This window comes from Achromobacter sp. 18P8.1.1 (assembly GCF_057799415.1).
Genome location: NZ_JBYOKH010000013.1, coordinates 87,169 through 112,328, shown reverse-complemented (window position 1 = coordinate 112,328; position 25,160 = coordinate 87,169). Strand labels below are relative to the sequence as shown.

The following is a 25,160-nucleotide window of genomic DNA, read 5'->3' as shown; positions in this document are numbered from 1 at the left end:
GCTTCGATGCAATACGGAGGAAGCGTGATTTCTCAAGAGCTTGAAGTCAGCCTGCATATGGCTTTCGTCGAGGCCCGTTCGGCCCGGCACGAATTTATTACCGTCGAGCACTTGCTGTTGGCACTGCTCGATAACGCTTCGGCAGTCGAGGTCCTTCGCGCTTGCGCGGCGAACCTGGACGACTTGCGCCGCAACCTGCGTCAGTTCGTCTCGGAGAACACGCCCGTGATCCCGAGCGGCGCCGAGGTCGACACGCAGCCGACGCTGGGCTTCCAGCGCGTGATCCAGCGCGCAATCATGCATGTTTCCGCAGGCGGCACCGGCAAGAAGCCGGTCACCGGCGCAAACGTGCTGGTGGCCATTTTCGGCGAAAAGGATTCCCACGCTGTGTATTACCTGCAACAGCAGGGCGTCACGCGGCTGGATGTGGTCAATTTCCTGTCGCATGGCATTACCAAACAGCCCCAGGTGGAGTCCGCCGCCGTGCAGAAAGAGCAGCAGACCAATGGTGAAGAGCAGGGCGAATCGCGTCAGTCGCCGCTGGATCAGTACGCCACCGACCTGAACGCCGCTGCGCTGGCGGGCCGCATCGATCCCCTGATCGGACGCGAGCACGAAGTCGAGCGCGTGATCCAGGTGTTGTGCCGCCGCCGCAAGAACAACCCGCTGCTGGTCGGCGAGGCCGGCGTGGGCAAGACCGCCATCGCCGAAGGCCTGGCCTGGCGCATCACGCGCGGCGAAGTGCCCGAAATCCTGCAGGCCGCCCAGGTCTTTTCGCTGGACATGGGCGCGTTGCTGGCCGGCACCAAGTACCGCGGCGATTTCGAACAGCGTCTGAAGGGCGTGCTCAAGCAGATCCGCGGCAACCCCGATGCGATCCTGTTCATCGACGAAATCCATACGCTGATCGGCGCCGGTTCGGCCTCGGGCGGCACGCTGGATGCGTCCAACCTGTTGAAGCCCGCCCTGTCTTCCGGGCAGCTCAAGTGCATTGGCGCCACCACGTATACGGAATATCGCGGCGTGTTCGAAAAGGACCACGCGCTGTCGCGCCGGTTCCAGAAGATCGACGTGCCCGAACCCAGCGTCGAACAGACCGTGCAGATCCTGCGCGGGCTCAAGAGCCGCTTCGAAGAACACCACAGCGTGCGCTATTCAGCTGCAGCCTTGTCGGCCGCCGCCGAGCTGTCCGCGCGCTTCATCAATGACCGTCACCTGCCCGACAAGGCCATCGACGTGATCGACGAGGCCGGCGCCGCACAGCGCCTGCTGCCGCGTTCGCGCCAGAAGAAGGTGATCGGCAAGGTAGACATCGAGAACATCGTCTCCAAGATCGCCCGTATTCCGCCGCAGTCCGTCTCCAACGACGACCGCAGCAAGCTGGCGACGCTGGATCGCGACCTGAAGACGGTCGTGTTCGGCCAGGACGGCGCCATCGATGCGCTGGCTGCCGCCATCAAAATGGCGCGCTCGGGCCTGGGCAAGCCGGAAAAGCCGATCGGCGCATTCCTGCTGTCGGGTCCCACGGGCGTGGGCAAGACCGAAGTGGCACGCCAACTGGCGTTCACGCTGGGTGTCGAGCTGCTGCGTTTCGACATGTCGGAATACATGGAACGCCATGCGGTGTCGCGCCTGATCGGTGCGCCGCCGGGATACGTGGGGTTCGACCAGGGCGGCCTCTTGACCGAAGCCATCACGAAGCAGCCGCATTGCGTGCTGCTGCTGGATGAAATCGAAAAGGCGCATCCGGATGTGTTCAACATCCTGCTGCAGGTCATGGACCACGGCACGCTCACCGACAACAACGGCCGCAAGGCGGACTTCCGCAACGTCATCCTGATCATGACGACGAATGCGGGCGCCGAAACCTTGAACCGCCCGTCGATCGGGTTTGCCAATTCGCGGATGCTGGGCGACGAAATGGCGGAAATTCGCCGCATGTTCACGCCGGAATTCCGCAACCGCCTTGATGCGATCATTCCGTTTGCCGCGTTGGACCGCGAGGTCATCCTGCGCGTGGTGGACAAGTTCCTCATGCAACTGGAAGACCAGCTGCATGAGCGCCGCGTGGAAGCCGTGTTCACCACGAAACTGCGCGAACACCTTGCCAAGGAGGGGTTCGATCCGCTCATGGGCGCACGTCCCATGCAACGTCTCATCCAGGACACCATCCGCCGCGCGCTGGCCGACGAACTGCTGTTCGGCAAGCTGGTCGACGGCGGTTCGGTCACGGTTGACCTGGACGATGCGGGCAAGGTGACGCTGGACTTCGACGACAGCGGCAAGCCGCCTTCGTCGGATGCGCCGGACAAGCAGGAAGTCGAACTGATCGATTGATGACCGCGGACCGCCAGCCGCTGATCGAGTGCGAACATTGCGCAAGCGTTTATCGCCGACATCAGCTTGAACCTGGCGAGACTGCCAATTGCGCCCGCTGCGGAGCCATACTCTGGCGCTACAGCGGGCTTACTTTGTCCAATTGGCTGGCCCTCGCCATCTCTGCCCTGATCATCTTCGGGGTGGCCAACGCCTACCCGGTCGCTTCCATGTCCGTTCAGGGCATGGTGCAGCAGGCGTCGTTGCTGGACGCCATTTCCATCACCTGGCGCCAAGGCCATTGGGTGGTCGCCATCATGACCGGCCTGGCCGGTTTTGCGCTGCCGCTCCTGCAACTGACGGTGCTGCTCTGGGTGCTGGGCCCCTTGTCGCAAGGGCGCGAGCCCGCGGGATTCCGTGGCGCAATGCGTCTGCTGGGCGTGCTGCGGCCCTGGTGCATGGTGCCCGTGTTCCTGCTGGGCGTGCTGGTGGCGGTGGTGAAGCTGGCCGGCATGGCCGCGGTGTCACCCGGCATCGGGCTGGGCGCCTTCGGCGTGCTGACCATCTTCCTGACGATGCTGGGGCGCCTGTCGCCGCATGTGCTGTGGCGTTTCGCGGAATCCGCGGGCGTCGCACCCGTCCATATCCCCGAAAGCAGCCCCGACACCGTGCTGGCGGGCTGCCATGTCTGCGGGCAGGTCCAGGCCCTGCCGCGCGACGCGGACCCCGAAGAAGAACACCATTGCGTGCGCTGCGAAGCCGTCGTGCATTACCGCAAGCCGGACCACCTGGCCCGCACCTGGGCGCTGCTGCTGGCGGCGGTCGTCTTCTACATTCCCGCCAACGTGCTGCCCGTCATGCAGGTCAGTTCCGTGCTGGGCGACAGCGCCCACACCATCCTGGGCGGCGTGGTGGAGCTCTGGCAGATGGGGTCCTGGGACATCGCGCTGATCGTCTTCATCGCCAGCGTGGCCGTGCCGCTGACCAAGCTGCTGGCGCTGATCCTGCTGCTGCTGACCGAGCAATGGCGCAGCACCACCAATCTGCGGCCGCGTACCCGCTTGTATCAAATGGTCGAGTTCATCGGCCAATGGTCGATGCTGGACGTTTTTGTCGTTATATTGCTGGCGGCGCTGGCCGATTTTCAGGGACTGATGGAAATCAGCGCCGGCGCGGGCGCCGCGGCCTTTGGCGTGGTGGTGATCCTGACCATGTTGGCGGCCATGAGCTTCGATCTGCGACGCAGTTGGGATCTGGCAGGCGAAAGCGAGATCGATATGCCTGAGGTCGAGGGCCGGACCCGCCCCGAGCAAGCGCCGCAGACCCCGCCGTCTCACGTGGCACCTGTAACAAGCAAAGAAGTGGGCTAGCAACACCCGTGGTTCGCCGCTTAAGAAGAAAAAAGGAAAATTGATGTCCGACCAAGCTCCTGGATCCGGTGACGAAAAGAAGTACCAATCGCCGACCATCTCGCGCAAGCAAAAGAGCCGGATTTCATGGATCTGGCTGGTGCCGATCGTGGCGGCGCTGATGGGCATATCGCTGGTCGTGCGCACGTGGATGCAGGCCGGCCCGGACATCTCCATTTCATTCAATACGGCCGAAGGGCTGGAAGTGGGCAAGACCCAGCTGCGCTACAAGGACGTGAACATCGGCACGGTGAAGTCCATCGGCTTCAACAGCGACCGCAGCAAGGTGGTCGTGCAGGCCGAACTGGCCAAGGAAGTGGCGGACCTGGCGCGCGAAGGCACCAATTTCTGGGTGGTCCGGCCGCGGCTGGATGTCAGCGGGGTGTCGGGCCTGGGCACGTTGTTGTCGGGCGCCTACATCGGCGTGGACGCGGTCGAGGGCAAGAACGGATCCAGCAGCAAGGCCACCAAGCTCAACTTCGAAGGGCTGGAGATTCCGCCGGCGGTCACGCATGACCGCGCCGGCAAGCGCTTCATGCTCAAGGCCTCGGATCTGGGTTCGCTGGACATCGGGTCACCCGTCTACTTCCGCCGCATCAATGTGGGCCGCGTGATCGGCTATGCGCTGGACAAAACGGGCGGCGCCGTGAATGTCGAAGTGTTCGTGGATGCGCCCAACGACAAGTTCGTGACCAACGGCACGCGCTTCTGGAATGCCAGCGGCGTGGACTTCAGCGTGAACGCGGACGGCCTGAAGGTGCGCACGCAGTCGCTGGTGTCCATGGCGGTGGGTGGCGTGGCGTTCGAGCCCGTCCAGAGTGCGCGCGACGGCACCTCGCCGGCACCTGCCGATGCCCATTTCGACCTGTATCCCACCGAGTCGGCCGCCAAGGCCAACCCGGACGGCGAGGCCTTCCCGATCCGCATGCGTTTTGACCAATCGATCCGCGGCTTGGCGGTGGGCGCGCCGATCGACTTCAGCGGCATTACGCTGGGCAACGTGACGCAGATCAACCTGGACTTCGATCCGGTCTCCAAGCGCTTCTATTCGCTGGTGGACGCGACGCTGTACCCGGAACGCCTGGGCCGCGTGTACGAAGAAGTGCGCGACCGGGCAGTGAAGGACGGCGACGTGGCCGGCACCCGACTGTTGGGCGTGATGATCAAGCACGGCCTGCGCGCACAGTTGCGCACGTCGAACCTGCTGACGGGCCAGCTGTACGTGGTGCTGGATGATTTCCCGAACGCCAAGCCGGTCGATTTCAAGCCGTCCGACCCGGCGATCATTCCGACCATCCCGGGCAACCTGGATCAGTTGCAGCAGCAGGTCAGCAATATCGTCGCCAAGATCGAGAAGATTCCGTTCGACAAGATTGGCGAAGACCTGCGGACGACGCTGGCCAGCACGTCCAAGCTGATGAACCGCCTGGACAAGCAGGTGGCGCCGGAAGCGCAGAGCATGCTGAAGCAGGCCAAGGAGTCCATGGCGAACATCAATGCCATGCTGGCCTCGGACGCGTCCCTGCCGGTCAATACCGAAAAGGCGATGCAGGAGCTGAGCCGCGCGGCGCGTTCGCTGCGCGCACTGGCTGACTTCCTGCAATCGAACCCCGAAGCCTTGCTGCGTGGCCGCGGCAATGATCCGATTCCCGGCGCAGGCCCTGTCAGGAACTGAAGAACATGACTATTTCCTCGATGCGTACCGTCCTGTCCCTGCTGGTTGCGGGCGCTGCCCTGGCGGGCTGCGGCTCGTCGCCACCGGTGCACTACTACACGCTGCAAGGGCCGGCGGCCCCGGCGTCGGCGGCGGGTGCACCGGCGGCCTTCCTGATCGAAGTCCAGCCCGTCAGCCTGTCGACGCAGGCCGATCAGCCGCAGTTGATGGTGCGCACCGGCGACGGCAGTGTGTCGGCGTTGTATTCCGAACGCTGGAGTTCGCCGCTGGGCGACGAGCTGCGCGGCGCGCTATCCGATGCGTTGAAGCGGGAGCTGGGCGCGCTGGATGTGCAGATGGTCAAGCCCGGCCCCGGCGCCGCGGTGTGGCGGGTGCAGACCGACGTGCAGCGCTTTGAACTGGTCTCCGGCAGCATGGCGCAGTTGGATGCCACCTGGCGCGTACGCCCGGTCAACATGAAGGGCACGGGCCAGATTTGCCGCAGCGTGGTCACGGAGAACGTTTCGGAAGCCGGCGTGCCGGCGTTGATCGCCGCCCAGCAGCGCGCGGTGGTCAGCCTGGCTGGCGCCATGGCCTCGGTCATGCGTGGGCAGACCCCGGCAGGCTCGGGTTCGGTGCAAATGTTGGGTTGCTCAGCCTTGAAGGACTGAGAAAGCCGCGTGATCTCAAGTGGTTAACCTAGGGTTAACCTTAATACAAACACGGTTGCAACCTGTCTAGCATACGGTCCTACCCATGCTGGATTCCTTTCGGATCCAGTATTACCTTTGCCATGCGACAGGAAGCAATCTCTTATGGCCAGCACGACCCTTGGCGTCAAAGTCGATGACGCACTACGCGACCGCCTGAAGGCAGCCGCGCACAAGCTCAATTGCACGCCGCATTGGCTGCACAAGCAGGCAATCCTTGCCTACCTGGACAAGATCGAGCGCGGGCACCTGCCTGCCGAAATGTCGCATCTGGGTATCGATGCCGGCACGGAAGACGACGCCGGCGATAGCCAGTCGGCGCCCACGCCGCCGTTCTACGAGTTTGGCCAGGACGTGCAGCCGCAGTCCGTGCTGCGCGCAGCCATCACCGCGGCCTATCGCCGCCCCGAGCCGGAGTGCGTGCCGCTGCTGCTGGGCCAGGCCCGCATGCCGAACCTGGAAAAGGTGCATGCGATGGCGTCCGACCTCGTCAAGAAGCTGCGCGGCAAGCGCACTGGCGGTGGGGTGGAGGGGCTGATCCAGGAATTTTCGCTGTCCAGCCAGGAAGGCGTGGCGCTGATGTGCCTGGCCGAAGCGCTGTTGCGTATTCCCGACCGCGCCACGCGCGACGCGCTGATCCGCGACAAGGTCGCCCGGGGTGACTGGAAGTCCCACATGGGCGGTTCGCAGTCGCTGTTCGTCAACGCCGCGACCTGGGGCCTGATGATCACCGGCAAGCTGGTGGCCGTGAGCAGCGAGCAATCGCTGTCCAAGGCGCTGACCCGCCTGATTGGCAAGGGCGGCGAACCGCTGGTGCGCAAGGGCGTGAACATGGCCATGCGCATGATGGGCGAGCAGTTCGTGTCGGGCCAGACCATTTCCGAAGCGCTGGCCAACAACCGCAAGATGGAAGCGCGTGGCTTCCGCTATTCCTACGACATGCTGGGCGAAGCCGCGACCACCGCGGAAGACGCCGAACGCTATTACGCTTCGTACGAGCAGGCCATCCACGCCATCGGCAAGGCCGCGGCCGGCCGCGGCATCTATGAAGGCCCGGGCATCTCGATCAAGCTGTCCGCGCTGCACCCGCGCTATTCGCGCAGCCAGCGCGAACGCGTCATCGCGGAACTGCTGCCGCGCGTGAAGGCGCTGACGGCGCTGGCCCGCAGCTACGACATCGGCCTGAACATCGACGCCGAAGAAGCCGACCGCCTGGAGATCTCGCTGGACTTGCTGGAGGCGCTCTGTTTCGCGCCCGAGCTCGACGGCTGGAACGGCATCGGTTTCGTCATCCAGGCCTATCAGAAGCGCGCGCCGTTCGTGATCGACTACGTGATCGACCTGGCCCGCCGCAGCCGCCATCGCGTGATGGTGCGCCTGGTCAAGGGCGCCTACTGGGACAGCGAGATCAAGCGCGCCCAGGTGGACGGCCTGGAAGGCTATCCCGTCTACACCCGCAAGCTGTACACCGACGTGGCCTACCTGGCGTGCGCCCGCAAGCTGCTGGGCGCGCCCGAAGCCGTATACCCGCAGTTCGCCACGCACAACGCCTACACGCTGGCGGCCATCTATCAGTTGGCCGGCCAGAACTACTATCCCGGCCAGTACGAGTTCCAGTGCCTGCACGGCATGGGTGAACCGTTGTACGACGAAGTGGTGGGCCCGCTGGCCCAGGGCAAGCTGAACCGTCCGTGCCGCATCTATGCACCGGTCGGCACGCACGAAACGCTGTTGGCCTACCTGGTGCGCCGCCTGCTGGAAAACGGTGCGAACACCTCATTCGTGAACCTGATCGGCGACGACAGCATTCCGGTGGAAACGCTGGTGGCCGATCCGGTCGAAGCCGCTTCGCGCATCGTGCCGCTGGGCGCGCCGCACGAGAAGATCGCGCTGCCGCGTGAACTCTATGGCAATCCGCAGCAGGGCGCCCGCGCCAACTCGGCGGGCCTGGATCTGACGAACGAACACCGGCTGGGGTCGCTGTCCGCCGCGTTGCTGGCCAGCGCTGGCACGCCGTGGCGTGCGGGTCCGATGCTGGGCGAGGGCGGCGAGGCCTGGGATGCGGCGCGCGCCATCGAAGTGCGCAACCCCGCCAACCTGCGCGACATCGTGGGCCATGTGATTGAAGCGCAAGCCGACGAGGCCGACACCGCCTTGCGCGCGGCCGCCAACACGGCCCCCATCTGGCAGTCGACGCCGGTGGCGGAGCGGGCGCAGTGCCTGCGTCGTGCGGCGCAATTGCTGGAAGAGCAGATGCAGACCCTGCTGGGCCTGATCGTGCGCGAAGCCGGCAAGTCGCTGCCCAACGCAATCGCGGAAGTGCGCGAAGCCGTGGACTTCCTGCGCTACTACGCCGACCAGGCCGAACAGGAATTCAGCAACGACACGCACCGCCCGCTGGGCACCGTGCTGTGCATCAGCCCCTGGAACTTCCCGCTGGCCATCTTCACGGGCCAGGTCGCGGCCGCCTTGGCCGCGGGGAATACCGTGGTGGCCAAGCCTGCCGAGCAGACGCCGTTGATCGCCGCGCAAGCGGTGGCCATTCTGCGCGCGGCCGGCGTGCCTGCCGGCGCCGTGCAACTGCTGCCGGGCCGCGGCGAGACCGTGGGCGCCCAGTTGGTCGCCAGCCCCGCCGTGCGCGGCGTGATGTTCACCGGCTCGACCGACGTGGCGCGCATCATCGCGCGTACGCTGGCCGATCGCCTGGACGATAACGGCCACACCATTCCGCTGATCGCTGAAACCGGCGGCCAGAACGCGATGGTGGTGGATTCGTCGGCGCTGTCCGAGCAAGTGGTGTTCGACGTGCTGAGCTCGGCTTTCGACTCGGCCGGCCAGCGCTGCTCGGCGCTGCGCGTGCTGTGCGTACAGGAAGACAACGCCGACCACGTGCTGACGATGCTGCGCGGCGCCATGCGCGAGCTGAGCGTGGGCAATCCGGATCGCCTGTCTGTGGACGTGGGTCCGGTCATCGATACCGACGCGCGCAACGGCATCCAGCGGCACATCGAGACGATGCGCACCGCAGGCCGTCGCGTGGATCAGGTCGAACTGAATGGCGAATGCCGCCATGGCACCTTCGTGGCGCCCACCATCATCGAAATCGACCACATCAGCGAACTGACGCGCGAAGTGTTCGGCCCGGTGCTGCACGTGGTGCGCTACAAGCGCGATGAGCTGGACGCCTTGCTGGACGCCATCAACGGCACCGGCTACGGCCTGACCTTCGGCGTGCATACCCGTATCGACGAAACGATCGCGCACGTGACGGGGCAGGTGCATGCCGGCAACGTCTACGTCAACCGCAATATCGTGGGCGCGGTCGTGGGCGTGCAGCCCTTTGGCGGCGAATGCCTGTCGGGCACTGGCCCCAAGGCGGGCGGCCCGCTGTATATGTACCGCCTGCTGGGCACGCGTCCGGCGGGCTTGCCGCCGGCGCTGGACGCCGCGGCGCCCCTGCCGCAGCGCATGGCCTTGCCCGGCCCCACGGGCGAGACCAATACCTATATGGTCGAACCGCGCGGCGCCGTCTACTGCGTGGCGGCGACCGAGGCCGGCGCACGGGCGCAATGGTCGGTGGCCCGCCTGACGGGTAACCATGCCTGGTTCGCCGATACGCCGGCCGCGCAGGCGCTGCTGGCCACGCTGGATGTCGAGCAGCAAGGGCAAGCAGGCATCCTGGCCGACGACGAGGTCGATCAGGCGGACTACCAGGCCGTGTTGTTCGAGGGTGATGGCGACGCGCTGCAGGCGCTGAACCAGCGCATCGCGCAGCGGCCGGGTGCCATCCTGTCGGTGCATGGCCTGACGTCCGACGCCTTGGCGGCCGGCGCCGGCTACGTGCCGGAACGCTTGCTGACCGAGCGCTCCATCAGCGTCAACACCGCTGCGGCAGGCGGCAACGCCAGCCTGATGACGATCGGCTGAGGGTGACCGGACGGTAACTCCTGGACCACGGGGGTTATCGTCCAGTAACCGAGGGTTATCTCCAATATCGGGCAAGGTTGCACTGGAAGCAAAATCCGGTCGCACCTCAAGTCCGGATGTCGCAACCCGGCATCCGGACTTTGCAGAAAATGCATGCGCAGCACCTGGTCACCGCCGGGGCTGCGGTAGTAAAAGAAACCAAAAGCCTGGCTAAAAGCTCAGGTATAACAAGGCAATAAGTCCGACACCCCGGAGGATTCCCCATGAAGTTCCGCACCACTTTGAAGCTTCTCGCCGCCAGCATCGCCGCCGTCGGCATGACGGCCGCCGCACACGCCGCCGACATCAAGCTCGGCTTTGCCGCCCCGCTGACGGGTCCGCAATCGCACTACGGCGAAGACATGCAGAACGGCCTGAACCTGGCCCTGGAAGAAGCGAACAAGAAGGGCATCAAGGTCGATGGCCAGCCGGCCAAGTTTGTGCTGGTGTCGCGTGATGACCAGGCCGATCCGCGCGTGGGCGTACAGGTGGCGCAACAGCTGGTCGACCAGGACGTCGTGGGCATCCTGGGCCACTTCAACTCCGGCACGACGATCCCCGCGTCGCGCGTCTACCATGAGGCCGGTCTGCCCCAGATCGCCATGGCGACCTCGCCCGAATACACCAAGCAGGGCTACGAAACCACGTTCCGCATGATGACCAGCGACACCCAGCAGGGCGCCGCGGTCGGCAAGTTCATGGTGCAGAACCTGAAGGCCAAGAAGGTCGCGATCATCGATGACCGCACCGCCTACGGCCAGGGGTTGGCCGACGAAGTCGAAAAGGCCGTCAAGGCCGCCGGTGGCGAAGTGGTCCGCCGCGAATACACGACGGACAAGGCCAACGACTTCACCGCCATCCTGACCAACATCAAGGGTTCCGCGCCCGATGCGATCTTCTACGGCGGCCTGGATGCGCAATCCGGCCCGATGAAGCGCCAGTTGGCCACGCTGGGCCTGAAGGCGCCGCTGGTCTCGGGTGAAATGACCCGCAGCGACACGTTCATCAAGCTGGCCGGCGACGCCGCCGACGGCACCTACGCCTCGCTTGCCGGCGTGCCGCTGGACAAGATGGTCGCGGGCAAGGACTTCGAACAGCGCTATCAGGCGCGCTTCAAGAAGGCCCCGGGCGTGTACGCGCCTTATGCCTACGACGGCGCCTGGAACATGATTACCGCGATCGAGCAGGCCGGTTCCGCCAAGCCCGAGAAGTACCTGCCCGTGCTGGCCAAGCTGGACCGCAAGGGCGCCACCAGCGAGCACATTTCCTACGATGCCAAGGGCGATCTGAAGGAAATCTCGGTCACCATCTACGAAGTCAAGAACGGCAAGTGGGAGATGGTTGAAACGATGGTCAGCCAGGCCAACTAAGGCGGGTTGAACCAGGTGGATGCCGGCCGCGCCGGTGTCCGCCCACTTTGTCCGCACGCGCCGCCCGGCGTGTGCGGCGCGCACCCCGCGCCCGGCCCGTGACGGCTCCGGCCGCGCGCCCCGCGCGACTTTTCCAGGCTTATTTCCGCGGCCCCTATGGATATCTTCATTCAACAATTGATTAACGGCGTCACGCTAGGCAGCGTGTACGCCCTGGTCGCCCTTGGCTACACCATGGTGTACGGCATCATCGGGCTGATCAACTTCGCGCATGGCGACGTCGTCATGATCGGCGCCATGGCGGCCACGACGATCGCCATTTCGCTGGTGGGCGGTGATCCCGGCGTGTCCGCCTTCGTGGTGCTGGGCGTGGGCCTGCTGGTGTCCGTGCCGCTGTGCATGGCGGTGGGCTGGACGGCCGAGCGCGTGGCCTACCGGCCGCTGCGCCGGGCACCCCGCCTGGCGGCGCTGATCACGGCGATCGGCGTGTCCATCATCCTGCAGAACGTGGCGATGATGGGCTGGGGCCGCAACTACCTGAACTTCCCGCAGGTGCTGTCGCCGCACGTCTTCGAATTCGCCGGCGCGCGCATGAGCACGCTGCAGATCGCCATCGTGGTGATCGCGGCGCTGATCATGGGCGGCCTGCTGGCCGTGGTGCACAAGACCCGCCTGGGCACGGCGATGCGCGCTACCGCGCAGAACCGTGAAGTCGCGGGCTTGATGGGCGTGAACATCAATACGGTCATTTCGGCCGCGTTCCTGATCGGTTCGGCGCTGGCCGCCGTGGCGGGCATGATGGTCGCGACGTATTACGGCGTGTCCCAATACACGATGGGCTTCATGCTGGGCCTGAAGGCCTTCACGGCCGCCGTGCTGGGCGGCATCGGCAACATGGTGGGTGCGATGGCCGGCGGCTTGCTGCTGGGCATCATCGAATCGCTGGGCGCCGGGTACATCGGCGACCTGACCGGGGGCTTCCTGGGCAGCCATTACCAGGACGTGTTCGCGTTCTTCGTGCTGGTGCTGGTGCTGATCTTCCGTCCGTCCGGCCTGTTGGGCGAACGTGTGGGAGACCGCGCATGAGTTCCTCGTTGAAAGCAAGCGGGCTGTCGACCCGCAACCTGATCGGCATCGCGCTGATCGGCATCGTGCTGGCGGTGCTGCCCTTTGTGATCGGCATGGCCGGCCAGAGCTGGGTGCGCATCCTGAACTTCGCGTTGCTGTACGTGATGCTGTCGCTGGGCCTGAACATCGTGGTGGGCTTTGCCGGCCTGCTGGATCTGGGCTACATCGCGTTCTACGCGGTGGGCGCCTATACCTGGGCCTTGCTCGCCTCGCCGCACTTCGGGCTGCACCTGCCGTTCTGGGCGATCCTGCCGATCGCGCTGGCGGTGGCGTGCCTGTTCGGCGTGCTGCTGGGGGCGCCCACGCTCAAGCTGCGAGGGGACTATCTGGCCATCGTGACCTTGGGCTTCGGGGAAATCATTCGCATTTTCCTGAACAACCTGAATGCCCCGATCAACATCACCAACGGGCCGCAGGGCATCAACCGCATCGACACCTTCAAGGTGGGCGAATTCGCGTTCGGGCGCACGGAAAGCCTCTTCGGCATCCGCTTTACCGGGCCCGAGAAGTACTACTACCTGCTGCTCGCGCTGACGCTCATCATCATCGTGGTGTGCGTGCGCCTGCAGAATTCGCGTATCGGCCGCGCGTGGGAAGCCATTCGTGAAGACGAGATCGCCGCCAAGGCGATGGGCATCAACACCCGCAACATCAAGCTGCTGGCGTTCGCGATGGGCGCTTCGTTCGGCGGAGTGGCGGGCGCGTTGTTCGCGTCGATGCAGGGTTTTGTCAGCCCCGAGAGCTTCTCGCTGATGGAGTCGATCTCGATCCTGTGCATGGTGGTGCTGGGCGGCATGGGCCATATCCCGGGCGTGATCCTGGGCGCGCTGATCCTGGCGGCCTTGCCGGAGTTCCTGCGTGCGGTCGTCGAGCCTTTCCAGCACATGGTGTTCGGCGCCGTGATCCTGGACCCCGAAGGCATCCGTATGCTGCTGTTCGGCTTGGCGATGGTGTGCGTCATGCTGTTCCGTCCTGCGGGCCTGTGGCCGTCGGCGGTGCGCAAGCGTGAACTGGCCACCAAGACGCAAGGGGGCGCGGCATGAGCAAACTGCTGCAAGCCCAGGGCCTGGGCAAGCGCTTTGGCGGCCTGCAAGCCTTGTCGGACGTCAGTTTCGATATCGAGCAAGGCGAGATCTATGGCCTGATCGGCCCGAACGGCGCGGGCAAGACCACGCTGTTCAACGTGCTGACCGGCCTGTACATCCCGGAAGAGGGCAGCTGCACCTTCAATGGCGAATCCATGTCGGGCAAGAAGCCGCATGAAGTCGCCTTTGCGGGTCTGGCGCGCACCTTCCAGAACATCCGCCTGTTCGCCAACCTGTCGGCCATCGAGAACGTGATGATCGGCCGCCACATGCGCACCAAGGCGGGCGTGCTGGGCGCCGTGCTGCGCACACGCGGCACGCGCGCAGAAGAGGCCGCCATCGAGGCGCGGGCGCAAGAGCTGCTGGACTACGTGGGCATCGGCCATCGCGCCAACGACGTGGCGCGTTCGCTGCCTTATGGCGACCAGCGCCGACTTGAGATCGCGCGCGCCCTGGCGACGGATCCCAAGCTGCTGGCGCTGGACGAACCCGCCGCCGGCATGAACGCGTCGGAAACCGTGGTGCTGCGCAAGCTGGTCGAGAAGATCCGCGGCGACGGCGTTACGGTGCTGCTGATCGAGCACGACATGAAGCTGGTGATGGGGCTGTGCGACCGCGTGCTGGTGCTGGAATACGGCAAGGTGCTGGCGATGGGCAAGCCTGCCCAGGTGCAACGCGATCCCAAGGTCATCGAAGCGTATCTGGGCGCCGGCGCGGCGCAGGACCCGCTGATTAACAAAGAGAGCCCGGCAACATGACGGCATCCCAACCCTTATTGGAACTGCGCGGCCTGCAGGTCTCGTACGGCGGCATCCGCGCGGTGCGCGGGATCGATCTGCGCGTGGACGAAGGCGAACTCGTGTGCCTGATCGGCGCCAACGGCGCCGGCAAGAGCACGACGTTGCGCGCGATTTGCGGCCTGGTGCCGCTGGCGGGCGGCGAAGTGGTCTATGGCGGCCAATCGATCGGCGGCCAGAAGTCGCATGAACTGGTCCGCAAGGGCCTGGTCATGGTGCCGGAAGGCCGCGGCATCTTCGGCCAGCTGACCATCGAGGAAAACTTGGCAATGGGCGGGTACATCCGCCGCGATGCCGCGCAGATCCGCCAGGACACCGACCGCGTCTTCACGCTGTTCCCGCGCCTGGCCGAACGCCGCAAGCAAGCGGCGGGCACCTTGTCCGGCGGCGAGCAGCAGATGGTGGCGATGGGCCGCGCGATGATCGCGCGCCCCAAGCTGCTGCTGCTGGACGAGCCGTCGATGGGCTTGGCGCCTTTGATGGTCGAGAAGGTCTTCGAGGTGGTGCGCACCATCGCCAGCGAAGGCGTCACGATCCTGCTGATCGAGCAGAACGCGCGCCTGGCGCTGGAGACCAGCCATCGTGGTTATGTGATGGAGTCGGGTGAGATCATCCTGTCCGGGCCCGCCGGCGACATGCTGCACGATCCCAAGGTGCGTGCGGCCTATCTGGGCGAGTCCGAGTAGGGCGCGTCGATCTTGGGCAGGGCTTCGGGCTTGCGGATGTCGAGGTTCTTTAACCGCCGAGGCTGCCCTGCGTCATTCCGATGCTCGCCCCGGTGGGGCTGCGCTTCGGATGGCTCCGGGCAGCCTCGGCTGACGGCGGCCTCATGTGGCGGTTTTGGAACCCTTTCATGTTCAGGGGCCGTGAGCCGGCGGCCGGGCGGAGGGATCCGAAGTGCAGCCCCGCCGGGGCGAGCATCGGAATCCCGCAGCTCGGACGCCGGCGACTCAAGAACCCTGCCTCCCGAAACCGACCGTCAGCAATCCAGCCAAAAATGTTCTAAGCCGGTGCGCGTTCACGGTCCACGGCCATGACCGCGCCGGCCTCGATCAGTGCGTCGATTTCCTGCTGGCCGTAGCCGAACTCTCCCAGGATCGCGATGGTGTCCTCGCCCAGGCGAGGCGCCGCGCGGTGGTATTGCGCGGGCGTGGCCGACAACTTTACCGGCATGCCGACGGTGCGCACCTTGCCGGCCACCGGGTGGTCCTGCTCGACCACCATGCCGCGCGCCAGCGTCTGCGGATGCGACAGCGCCTGCGCGATCGAATGCACCGGGCCGGCGGGCACGCCGGCCTCGTCGAAAACGTCCAGCCATTCCTGCGCGCTGCGCGTCTCCAGGATGGCCGACATCTCCGCCACTAGGTCGTCGCGGTTATTCATGCGATCGCGGTTGCGGGCGTAGCGCGGATCGTCCGCCCACTCCGGCTTGCCCAGCGCTTGCGCAATGCGCTGCCAGTTCTTTTCGTTCGCGCCGCCGATGATGATCCAGTCCGTGCCCGTGGGAAATGCCTGGTAGGGCGCGCTCAGCACATGGGCCGAACCGGTGGGGCCGGGGGAGACGCCGCTGCCGAAGTAGATCGCGGCGTGCCAGTACAGTTGCTGCAGGCTGGCTTCCAACAGCGAGGTCTCGACGATCTGGCCTTCGCCGGTGCGCTGTTTGTGCTGATACGCGGCCAGCACGCCGAACGCGGCCAGCAGGCCCGCATTGATGTCGGCCACGGAATTGCCGGTGCGCAGCGGCGGGCCGCCGGGTTCGCCGGTAATGGCCATCAGGCCGGAGAAGCCCTGCGCCACCAGGTCGAAGCCGCCCTTGTCGGCGTAGGGGCCGGTGGTGCCGTACCCCGATACGGCGCAATAGATCAGGCCCGGGTTTTCCTGGCGCAGCGTGTCGTAGCCCAGCCCCAGCTTTTCCATCGTGCCCTTGCGGAAGTTCTCGGTGACGACGTCGGCGTCGCGGATCATGCGCAGCAGGACCTTCTTGCCTTCGGGGTGTTTCAAGTCCAGGGCGATGGCGCGCTTGTTGCGGTTGAGCATGAGGTAGGGCGCCGAGATGCCGTTGATCTGCGGGTCGCGATACTGGCGGGAATCGTCGCCGCCATCGATCTTTTCGACCTTGATGACGTCGGCGCCCAGGTCGGCCAGCATCATGCCGCAGGTAGGGCCGGCCATGATCTGCGACAGCTCGATCACGCGCATGCCGGCCAACGCGCCGACGGGCGCATCGGAGCTGGAGGAGGGCGGGCGGCCGGAGCCGCGGGTGTCATTATGCATGCAGGTTCCTTGATCGGCGTTTAGCGGCCGTTGAATTGCGGTTTGGCCTTGGCTAGAAAGGCGCGGTAGCCGGCTCGGAAGTCCTCGGTGTCGAAGCAGTCGAAGGCTTCGTCGCGGTCGGCGTCGGTCAATGACTTGCCCTGGACCAGGTTGCGCACGAATTTCTTGTGCCAGCGGGCCACGAGCGGCGCTCCGTCGGCGATGCGGCGCGCGGCGGCCTGGGCTTGCTCGGCCACCTGATCGTCGGGCACGACGCGCGTGACCACGCCCAGGCGCAACGCTTCGGCGGCGTCGAATATCGTTCCTTCCAGCAGCACATGTAGCGCGGTGGTCGGCCCGACCAGGCGCACCAGCGGCGCCAGTTCCGAATACGACATCACCAGCCCCAGATTCTTGATCGGGACCCCGAACCGCGAGCTTTCGCCGCAGATGCGCAGGTCGGCTAGGCTGGCGATCTCCAGGCCGCCGCCCACGCAGATGCCGTGTATCTGCGCCACGACCGGATGACGGCAGCCGCCGATGGCCTCGATCGTGCGGCGCATGACGGCGCCGTATTCCACGGCCTGCCGCTTGTTGCTGCGCGCGGTTTCGAATTCGCTGATGTCGTTGCCGGGCGAGAACGCCTTTTCGCCAGCGCCGCGCAGCAGCACGCAACGCACGCTGTCGTCGCGGTCCAGTTCCAGGAAGATGTCGCCAAGCAGACGCCAGCCGTCGATGGTGAAGGCGTTGAGCTTTTCGGGCCGGTTTAGCACCACGGTCGCGATGTCGCCCTCGCGTTGCAGCAGGATGGGCGTGGAGTCGGGGGTAGAAGTAGCGCTCATGGGGTTCCTTTGGTCGGGCGCGGGGGCGAGCCCCCGCAGGGGATCACTGTTTCGTCAGGCCAAGGCTGGCGGTGAGCTTGCCGTACTTGGTCCATTCGTCGCGCACATAGGCGGCGAAGGCCGCGGGGGTTTGCGGCCCGCCGCCCAGGTCCATGCCTTGGTCGGCTAGCTTTGCCGCGATCTCGGGGTCGGCCAGGGTCTGGGCCAGCGCCCGGTCCAGCTTGTCCATGATCGGGCGGGGCAGCTGCGCCGGGGCCAGCACCGCGTACCACTGCACGATGTCCAGGCCCTTGATGCCGGATTCCGCCAAGGTGGGCACGTCGGGCAGCCGCTTGCTGCGTTCGGCGCTGGTGACCGCCAGCGGTCGTAGCTTGCCCGCCTGGATCTGGTTGATGGCGCCGGGCAGCGTGTCGAAGTTCATGTCCACATTGCCACCCAGCAGGTCGGTCATGGCCTGGCCGCTGCCCTTGTAGGGAACGTGCTCCATCGACACGCCGGCGATCTGCGAGAAGCGCGCGGCGCTCAGATGTTGCGGGCTGCCCATGCCCGACGAGGCGTACATCAGCTGCTTGGGTTTGGCGCGGGCGTCATCCACCAGGTTCTGGACGGTGGCGTAGCGGTGCTTGGTGGGGTTCACGACCAGCACGTTGGGCACCGACCCGATGTACCGCACCGCGGTGAAATCTCGGATGGGGTCGATGCTGGATTGCACGACATAGGGCGCGGCGACCGTGGACTGCATGTTCGCCAGCAGCAGCGTGTAGCCGTCGGGGTCGGCTTTTGCCACGTAATCGGCGGCGATCAGGCCCGAGGCCCCCGGCTTGTTCTCGACCACGATCTGCTGGCCAAGCAGGGTGGACAGGCGCGCGGACACGATGCGCGCCGAGACGTCTGTGCCGCCGCCGGGCACAAACCCGACGACCAGGCGGATGGGGCGTTCCGGCCACTTCGCCGGGTCCTGCGCCAGGGCGGGGCTGGCGGCGGCCACGCCGGCCGCCAACGCCAGCGCGCCCGTCCAGGCGCGAGCATGCTTGTTCATATGGAGTCTCCTTGGTGGATGGAACCTGCCCGGGCGTTGCTTGATTTATGATGGGGTCAGGTTGGTATTCCTTTGGTGTTTGGTATACCAGATACAAAAATAATCGATGTTGTGAGCGTGAACAACCCATGGCTAACCCTGAAAGTCCGATCCCGGAAATATCCGTCCCCGATTTGGCGATCCACCACCCGACCCTGCCGGCGGTCGTGGCCGAGCGGCTGCGACAGCTGATCATCGACGGCACGTTGAAGCCCGGCACCTGGCTCAACGAGCGGGACCTGTGCGATCAATTGAAGATTTCACGCACGCCGTTGCGCGAGGCTTACCGGATGCTGGCCTCGGACGGCCTGGTGGCGTTGCAGCCCAAGCGCGGGGCGATGGTGATCGAGTTGTCGGCCGACGACATCGAGAACATTTTCGATGTGCTGTCCGTGCTGGAGGGATTGGCTGTGCGTAGCGCGGCCGAGCGCGCGTCCGAGGCGGAGCTTGCCGAGATCGCTCGCCTGCATGCGCAGATGCTTGAAAACTACGAGAAGCGGGATATCCGCGCGTACTTCGCGGCCAGCATGGGCACGCATATCGCGATCAACCGCGCCGCCCACAATCCCGCGCTGACACAGTCCTATGACCGGCTGAACCTGCAGGTGCAGGCGCTGCGCTACAAGTCCAACTTTGATCTGGACGAATGGACGACGGCGGTCGCGGACCACGAGGCCTTCGTGCAGGCGCTGATGGCGCGCGACGGCAAGCGCGCCGAAACGCTGATCCGCAAGCACGTGGGCGGCAAGAAGGCCTACAACCTTCGTGGCCGCCCAGGCGCTGCGGTCAAATCCTGAACCCGGCCCGCGCCGGTCAAGCGGGCTGCGCCGTCAGTTGCTTCTTGCCAATGCGCAGCGCGATCACGGCGGCGATCAGGCCGGTTGCGCCCGAGATGATGAAGGCCGTCATGTAGCTGCCTTGCGCTTCGCGGATGGCGCCGGCCATCCACGCGGCGGTGGCCGCGCCCAACTGGTGGCCGGCGACGATCCAGCCGAAGACGATTGCCGCATCGCGTTCGCCGAACGCTTCCGTCGTCAGGCGCAGCGTGGGCGGCACCGTGGCGATCCAGTCCAGGCCGAAGAAGATCGCGAAGATCGACAGGCTGTAGAACGAGAAGTCGGAATAGGGCAGGTAGATCAGCGACAGGCCGCGCAGCGCGTAGTAGACGAAGAGCAGCTTGCGCGGGTCGTAGCGGTCGGTCAGCCAACCCGAGGCCGTGGTGCCTATCAAGTCGAAGATGCCCATGATCGCCAGCAGGCCGGCTGCCTGGACTTCCAGCATGCCGTGGTCGCCGCAAAGCGCGATCAGGTGCGTGCCGACCAGGCCGTTCGTGGTGAAGCCGCAGATGAAGAAGGTCGCGAACAGGAACCAGAACGTGCGGGTCTTGGCGGCGCGCGCCAGGGCGCCGAAGGTGGCGGCGACCATGCCGGTGCGCGGTGCGGCGGGGGCGGGCGGCGCGTTCGGATCACTGCCGAACGGCACCAGGCCGACGCTGGAAGGGCGGTCGGGCACCAGCCACCAGGCCAGCGGCACCAGCGCGGCGGCGGCGGCGGCCACCGTCCAGACCACGCGGGTCCAGTCGCCGGAGGAAGCCAGCGTGGCCAGTACCGGCAGGAACACCAGCGTACCGCTGGCGGTGCTGGCGGTCAGCAGGCCCATTACCAGGCCGCGATGCTTGGTGAACCAGCGGTTGACGATGGTGGCGCCCAATACCGAGGCCACCGCGCCCGAGCTGATGCCCGAGAACACGCCCCAGGTCATGAGCAGGTGCCAGGGTTCGGTCATGTAGGCGCTGACAGCGCTGGAGGCGGACATCAGCACGAGCGCCCCGATCAGGATGCGGCGCAAGCCGAAGCGCTCCATCGCGGCGGCGGCGAAGGGGCCGATCAGGCCATACAGGAAGATGCCGACGGCCGCGGCGAACGAGATCGAACTGCGGCTCCAGCCGAACGCTTCTTCAAGCGGCACCAGCAATACGCTGGGCGACGAGCGCAGCCCGGCCGACACCAGCAACGAAAGGAAAATCACCGCGACCACGACAAAGGCGTACTTTTGGCCGGCGCGCCGGAACGGGATGGGGGGGTGGGCTATACTCATGTTACTGACCGGTACGTATTTAGGTTTGCGAATAGTACGTACCGGTCAGTAACATCGTCAAGCACTATTTGATGGAGACCCGAATGGCCAGCAAACCCTCCGCCCCGTCCGCCACCCCGGACCAGCCGGCAACCAAACCGCTGCTGGCGGCCGACCGCATCCGCAAGACCGCGCGCGAAATGTTCTACCGCGATGGGATCCGGGCAGTCGGAGTCGACGCCATCGTGACCCAGGCCGGCGTGACCAAGCCCAGCCTGTACCGTAGCTTTTCGTCCAAGGACGAGCTGGCGGCGACCTATTTGCGCGATTACGACGCGGAATTCTGGGCGCGTTTCAATGCCGCTTGTGATGCGCATCCGGGCGATCCGCGCGCGCAACTGCTGGATTACCTGTCGGGCTTGAGCAAGCGCGCCGTGTTGAGTGGTTACCGGGGCTGCGGGCTGACCAATGCGGCGGTCGAGTATCCCGAACCCGAGCATCCGGCCCGGGCGGTTGCCGTCGAACACAAGCTGGAGTTACGCCGCCGGTTGAACGAGATGGCGGCAGGCATGGGCGCGGGCGACCCCGAGGCGCTGGCCGATGGCTTGCTGCTGTTGATCGAGGGCGCTTTCGTTTCCAGCCAGCTGTTCGGCGAAGGAGGTCCGGCGGGAAGGGTGGGCGAGATGGCCGATAAGCTGATCCAGGCCCATTTGCCCGGCTGAAAGGCGTATTGCGCTGCACAAAAGCAGTGCTTAATGTGGTGCCGCATGCACCGTTATGGTGGTGTTTGTACCCATTGCGCAACGAACAAATTAATGGTTGATATTTTCGTTGCAACGCAGCAAACGCGGATCTAACATGAATTCGTGTTGTTCCACATCGCCTTTCTCAAGGAGAGAATCATGAGCGATACCGCGTTGAAAAATGCCCGTATGTCGGATGCGCTGGAGCGGTCCTTGATCCGCGAGGCCGTCAAAGCGGAAACCCTGTCCGGCCCCTTCACCCGTGGCACCTGGCTGCGCCTGAAGACGCGCCTGGCTTCGTGGGGCGGCGCCGTGGGCGAAGTCCTGCATGACATGGACGCCGGCCGACAGCAGCATCCGGTCATCTCCGCCCGCCACTGAGCGCTAGCGGTCCGACAGAAAAAACGCCAGCGATTGCTGGCGTTTTTTTTGCGCTGGGGGGCGCCCCCAGGCGATGCCGGTAGCCCGGCTCAGACCACCATGTCGACCAGCAGGTAGCCGTCCAGGATCACGATGCCGACCGTGGCGCTGACTGCGGCCCAGGCCCAGGCGCCGCGCAGCGCATGCTGGCCCATGACGCCCTTGCGGCAGGCCAGCAGCACCAACGGCCCCAAGGCGAAGGGCAGGGCCAGGCTCAAGATGACTTGGCTCAGCACCAGCAGTTCGTCGGGATCCTTGCCGCCCGTGAAGATCAGCAGGCCCACGGCGGCGGCGCCCGCGATCAGGCGGGTCATCAGCGCGCGCCGGCGGTCCGACCAGTTGCTGCGGATCTGGAAGCCCTTGGACAGGATGCGTCCAGCCAGCACGCCCGTGATCGTGGAGCTTTGGCCCGCGGCATAGAGCGCCACGGCGAAGACGATGGCGGCGCCGATACCGAGCGTCTGGCCGATCACGGCATGGGCGTCGTCCAGGCTGGACACGATCAGCCCCGAACCGGACAGCGAGGCCGCCGCCACGATCATGATCGCCGAGTTGATCAGCATGGCCACGCCCAGGGACACGATGGTGTCGTTGCGAGCCAGGCGCATCGCCATGTCGAGCGCGGAGGGCGGCAGCGCTTTGGCGCGTTCGGCCAGCGAGCCGGAGTGCAGATAGAGGTTGTGCGGCATCAGGGTCGCGCCGAGGATGCCCAGGGCGATCAGGAAGCCTTGCGGGTCGCGCAGCGCATGGCCGGTTTGCGTGACGCCGTGCGCCACTTCCGTCCACGCCGGATTGGCCTTGAACAGCAGATAGACGAAGGACGCGGCCACGACCGCCAGCAGCAGGGCGATGACGCGTTCGTGGCGGTCGGCATTGCCTCGGGTCAGCGCCAGCACGGCAAAGGTGCCGACACCGGTCACGGCCACGCCGGCGATCAGCGGCAGGCCGAACAGCAGGCGCAGCGCGATTGCGCCGCCGATCAGTTCGGCCAGGGCAGTGGCCAGGATGGCGGCTTCACCAGCCAGCCACGCTGCCTTGGACCAGCGTGGCGACAGGTGGCGGGCCGTCAGCGTGGCCAGATCTTGCCCGGTGGCCAGCGCCAGGCGCGATACCAGGATCTGGAAACCCAGGGCCAGGAACGCCGAGGTGATGACGACCATCAGCAATCCGTAGCCAAAGCCGCTGCCGCCGGCGATGTCGGTGGCCCAGTTGCCCGGATCGATGTAGCCCACGGCCACCAGGATGCCGGAGCCGACCATGCGGCGCAGATTCGCCGACACCTGGGCGTCTTGCGCAAGGGCGGCTTTGCCGCCCGATATCGCGTAGATGAATCCGGTCATACGACACTCCTGAGAATGATTCTCATTGTCCAGAAGAGAGTGCCGGCCGTCAAATTGATTTTGGGCAAGACCGGGATAGGGGTGCCCAATGGCGCGTCCCCCAGGGACACGCCATCAGGGCAGGGCAGAATCAGGACTTCAGCTTGGCGTCCATGGTGATCTTGGCCTTGAGCACCTTCGACACCGGGCAGCCGGTCTCGGCCTTGCGGGCGGCTTCCTCAAAGGCTTGCGCGGTGGCGCCGGGGATGACGGCTTCCACGGTCAGGTGGACGGCGGTGATGGAAAAGCCGTCGTCCACTTTGTCCAGCGTGACTTCAGCCTTGGTGTCCAGGCTGGTGGCTACCAGGCCGGATTCCGACAGAATGTTGGACAGCGCCATGGTGAAGCAGCCGGCGTGCGCGGCGCCCAGCAATTCCTCGGGGTTGGTGCCCGGGGTATCGCCGAAGCGCGTATTGAAGCCGTAGGGCTGGCTTTTGAGCGCGCCGCTTTGGGTGGAGATCGTGCCCTTGCCAGTCTTCAGATCGCCCGACCAGGCGGCGGATGCGGTTTTCTTCATGGTGACTCCTGTTGAGGGGGGCGCGCCCATCACGGGCGCGTCCGGTGCAGGGATGCGATCCGCCGCTGCGGGCGGTGCATGTTGCCGAAGGCGGCATCGTTCATGATACGGCGAGGCTAGGGGGCGGGCGCGGAATCCACCGGTGCGCAACGGCAAGCCGATGTAACGGCAGGCCGAAGCGCGCCAGTCCCATCAGGCAAAATAGCGCCATCGCTTTCATTCAACTCGAAGAGCCTGCTGTCATGTCACGCCATTTCCTGCGTTATGCCTGCGCCGCCGCGCTGGTCTTTCCCGTTTTGTCCGCCCACGCCGACGTCGTGATCGGCGTGAACGTGTCGACCACGGGGCCCGCCGCCGCCATCGGCATCCAGACCAACAACGCGATTCGCCTGTGGCCGAACACGCTGGGTGGCGAGCCGGCGCGCTACGTGGTGCTGGACGACGGCACCGATGTCAGCCGCGCGGTGAAGAACATGCGCAAGCTGACCTCCGAAGACAAGGTGGACGCCATCGTCGGCCCCAACACCACGGCCGCCGCGTTGGCCGGACTGGACGTGCTGGCCGAAACCAAGACGCCGATGATCGCGCTGGCGGCCTCCAGCGTCATCGTGGAGCCCTTGTCCGACCCCAAGCGCGCCTGGGCGTTCAAGATGCCGCAGAACGATTCCCTGATGGCGACCGTGCTGGTGGAAGACATGAAAAAGAAGGGCCTGAAGAACGTGGCCTTCATCGGTTTCGCGGATTCCTATGGCGACAGCTGGTGGAAGGAATTCACCGCCGCCGCTGGCGACGACTTGAAGATCGTGGCGCAGGAGCGCTTCCAGCGTACCGATGCGTCGGTCGTGGGCCAGGCGTTGAAGGTGATCGCCGCCAAGCCGGACGCCGTCCTGGTCGCCGGCGCCGGCACGCCGTCCGCCTTGCCGCAGAAGACGCTGCTGGAACGCGGGTACACCGGCGCCATCTACCAGACCCACGGCATCGGCACCCTGGAATTCCTGCAGGTCGGCGGCAAGGACGTGGAAGGCACCCTGTTCCCGACCGGCCCGGGCGTGGTGGCTCGAGAGCTGCCTGACAGCAATCCGGTCAAGAAAGTGGCCGTGGCGTTCGCCGACAAGTACGAAGGCCAGTACGGGGCCAATACGCTGACGCAGTTCGCGGGCGACGCCTATGGCGCCTGGATGCTGCTGGATTCGGCAGTGGCACGGGCGTTGAAGACGGGCGCCAAGCCCGGCACGCCGGAATTCCGCGCGGCCTTGCGCGATGCGCTGGAAAATACGCGCGATCTGGTCGTGCCCAACGGCGTGCTGAATATTTCGAAGGACAATCATCAGGGTTTCGACGAACGTGCCCGCGTGATGGGTGTCGTCAAGAACGGCCGGTTCTCCTACGCGCAGTAGCCGTAAACATAGATACCTAC

20 protein-coding genes are annotated in these 25,160 nt (G+C 65.6%); 14 read left to right on the top strand and 6 right to left on the bottom strand.

The genetic code is table 11. The annotated features are described in order from the left end of the window. The first annotated feature begins 24 nt into the window (after window positions 1–24). From clpA to AC27VE_RS11185, 10 genes are all read left to right on the top strand, one after another. Complete coding sequence (clpA, locus tag AC27VE_RS11230; protein WP_006227890.1) at window positions 25–2,337, top strand: ATP-dependent Clp protease ATP-binding subunit ClpA; 2,313 nt, start codon at window positions 25–27, stop codon at window positions 2,335–2,337. Beyond that, window positions 2,337–3,686, top strand: coding sequence for a paraquat-inducible protein A (locus AC27VE_RS11225; RefSeq protein ID WP_488703868.1), 1,350 nt, complete (start codon window positions 2,337–2,339; stop codon window positions 3,684–3,686). Before clpA ends, AC27VE_RS11225 begins: the two co-directional genes overlap by 1 nt. Before the next feature lie 43 nt (window positions 3,687–3,729). Further along, entirely contained in the window at window positions 3,730–5,400 is a 1,671-nt protein-coding gene (locus tag AC27VE_RS11220; protein ID WP_488703867.1) for a PqiB family protein, read from the top strand. 5 nt (window positions 5,401–5,405) lie between these two features. Beyond that, a complete protein-coding gene (locus tag AC27VE_RS11215; protein ID WP_488703866.1) occupies window positions 5,406–6,050 on the top strand; it encodes a PqiC family protein in 645 nt (214 codons plus the stop codon). Between the two features lie 144 nt (window positions 6,051–6,194). Then, window positions 6,195–10,016: a trifunctional transcriptional regulator/proline dehydrogenase/L-glutamate gamma-semialdehyde dehydrogenase gene (putA, locus tag AC27VE_RS11210; protein WP_488703865.1), complete on the top strand. Its 3,822-nt coding sequence runs from the start codon at window positions 6,195–6,197 to the stop codon at window positions 10,014–10,016. 263 nt (window positions 10,017–10,279) lie between these two features. After that, complete coding sequence (locus tag AC27VE_RS11205; RefSeq protein ID WP_088590015.1) at window positions 10,280–11,425, top strand: branched-chain amino acid ABC transporter substrate-binding protein; 1,146 nt, start codon at window positions 10,280–10,282, stop codon at window positions 11,423–11,425. A gap of 156 nt (window positions 11,426–11,581) precedes the next feature. Next, window positions 11,582–12,511, top strand: a complete 930-nt coding sequence (locus tag AC27VE_RS11200; RefSeq protein WP_006227896.1) for a branched-chain amino acid ABC transporter permease — start codon at window positions 11,582–11,584, stop codon at window positions 12,509–12,511. Beyond that, on the top strand, window positions 12,508–13,596 hold the full coding sequence (locus tag AC27VE_RS11195; protein ID WP_088590016.1) for an ABC transporter permease subunit: 1,089 nt from the start codon (window positions 12,508–12,510) through the stop codon (window positions 13,594–13,596). The genes AC27VE_RS11200 and AC27VE_RS11195 overlap by 4 nt, the downstream gene beginning before the upstream one ends. After that, window positions 13,593–14,396 carry an ABC transporter ATP-binding protein gene (locus tag AC27VE_RS11190; protein ID WP_006227898.1) on the top strand — a complete coding sequence of 268 codons (804 nt, stop codon included), beginning with the start codon at window positions 13,593–13,595 and terminating at the stop codon, window positions 14,394–14,396. Before AC27VE_RS11195 ends, AC27VE_RS11190 begins: the two co-directional genes overlap by 4 nt. After that, a complete protein-coding gene (locus tag AC27VE_RS11185) occupies window positions 14,393–15,121 on the top strand; it encodes an ABC transporter ATP-binding protein (protein WP_006227899.1) in 729 nt (242 codons plus the stop codon). The genes AC27VE_RS11190 and AC27VE_RS11185 overlap by 4 nt, the downstream gene beginning before the upstream one ends. A 316-nt stretch (window positions 15,122–15,437) precedes the next feature. Here the strand turns inward: AC27VE_RS11185 and AC27VE_RS11180 are convergent, their stop codons facing one another. From AC27VE_RS11180 to AC27VE_RS11170, 3 genes are read right to left on the bottom strand one after another with little or no spacing between them, the layout of a single operon-like run. Further along, complete coding sequence (locus AC27VE_RS11180) at window positions 15,438–16,709, bottom strand: CaiB/BaiF CoA transferase family protein (protein WP_427955207.1); 1,272 nt, start codon at window positions 16,707–16,709, stop codon at window positions 15,438–15,440. Window positions 16,710–16,729: 20 nt separating this feature from the next. Continuing rightward, a complete protein-coding gene (locus AC27VE_RS11175) occupies window positions 16,730–17,530 on the bottom strand; it encodes an enoyl-CoA hydratase-related protein (protein ID WP_488703864.1) in 801 nt (266 codons plus the stop codon). Window positions 17,531–17,573: 43 nt separating this feature from the next. Next, window positions 17,574–18,569, bottom strand: a complete 996-nt coding sequence (locus AC27VE_RS11170; RefSeq protein WP_488703863.1) for a tripartite tricarboxylate transporter substrate binding protein — start codon at window positions 18,567–18,569, stop codon at window positions 17,574–17,576. A 128-nt stretch (window positions 18,570–18,697) separates the two neighbouring features. Between AC27VE_RS11170 and AC27VE_RS11165 the strand changes: the two genes are divergently transcribed. Beyond that, window positions 18,698–19,405: a GntR family transcriptional regulator gene (locus AC27VE_RS11165; RefSeq protein ID WP_488703862.1), complete on the top strand. Its 708-nt coding sequence runs from the start codon at window positions 18,698–18,700 to the stop codon at window positions 19,403–19,405. 16 nt (window positions 19,406–19,421) lie between these two features. Here the strand turns inward: AC27VE_RS11165 and AC27VE_RS11160 are convergent, their stop codons facing one another. Further along, window positions 19,422–20,705, bottom strand: coding sequence for an MFS transporter (locus tag AC27VE_RS11160; RefSeq protein ID WP_427956180.1), 1,284 nt, complete (start codon window positions 20,703–20,705; stop codon window positions 19,422–19,424). Window positions 20,706–20,788: 83 nt separating this feature from the next. On the opposite strand from AC27VE_RS11160, the gene AC27VE_RS11155 reads away from it, so the two are divergent. Together AC27VE_RS11155 and AC27VE_RS11150 are read left to right on the top strand one after the other, a co-directional pair. Further along, window positions 20,789–21,406, top strand: coding sequence for a TetR/AcrR family transcriptional regulator (locus AC27VE_RS11155; RefSeq protein WP_488703861.1), 618 nt, complete (start codon window positions 20,789–20,791; stop codon window positions 21,404–21,406). 180 nt (window positions 21,407–21,586) lie between these two features. Further along, on the top strand, window positions 21,587–21,808 hold the full coding sequence (locus AC27VE_RS11150; protein ID WP_006227906.1) for a hypothetical protein: 222 nt from the start codon (window positions 21,587–21,589) through the stop codon (window positions 21,806–21,808). A gap of 89 nt (window positions 21,809–21,897) precedes the next feature. Here AC27VE_RS11150 and AC27VE_RS11145 read toward each other — a convergent pair whose 3' ends face one another. Next, on the bottom strand, window positions 21,898–23,187 hold the full coding sequence (locus tag AC27VE_RS11145; RefSeq protein ID WP_088590023.1) for an Nramp family divalent metal transporter: 1,290 nt from the start codon (window positions 23,185–23,187) through the stop codon (window positions 21,898–21,900). Between the two features lie 130 nt (window positions 23,188–23,317). Further along, window positions 23,318–23,743 (bottom strand): OsmC family protein, encoded by a 426-nt coding sequence (locus AC27VE_RS11140; RefSeq protein WP_006227908.1) that lies wholly within the window; start codon window positions 23,741–23,743, stop codon window positions 23,318–23,320. A 242-nt stretch (window positions 23,744–23,985) separates the two neighbouring features. Here AC27VE_RS11140 and AC27VE_RS11135 point away from each other — a divergent pair, with 242 nt between their 5' ends. After that, entirely contained in the window at window positions 23,986–25,140 is a 1,155-nt protein-coding gene (locus AC27VE_RS11135) for an ABC transporter substrate-binding protein (protein WP_006227909.1), read from the top strand. The last annotated feature ends 20 nt before the right edge of the window (window positions 25,141–25,160 follow it).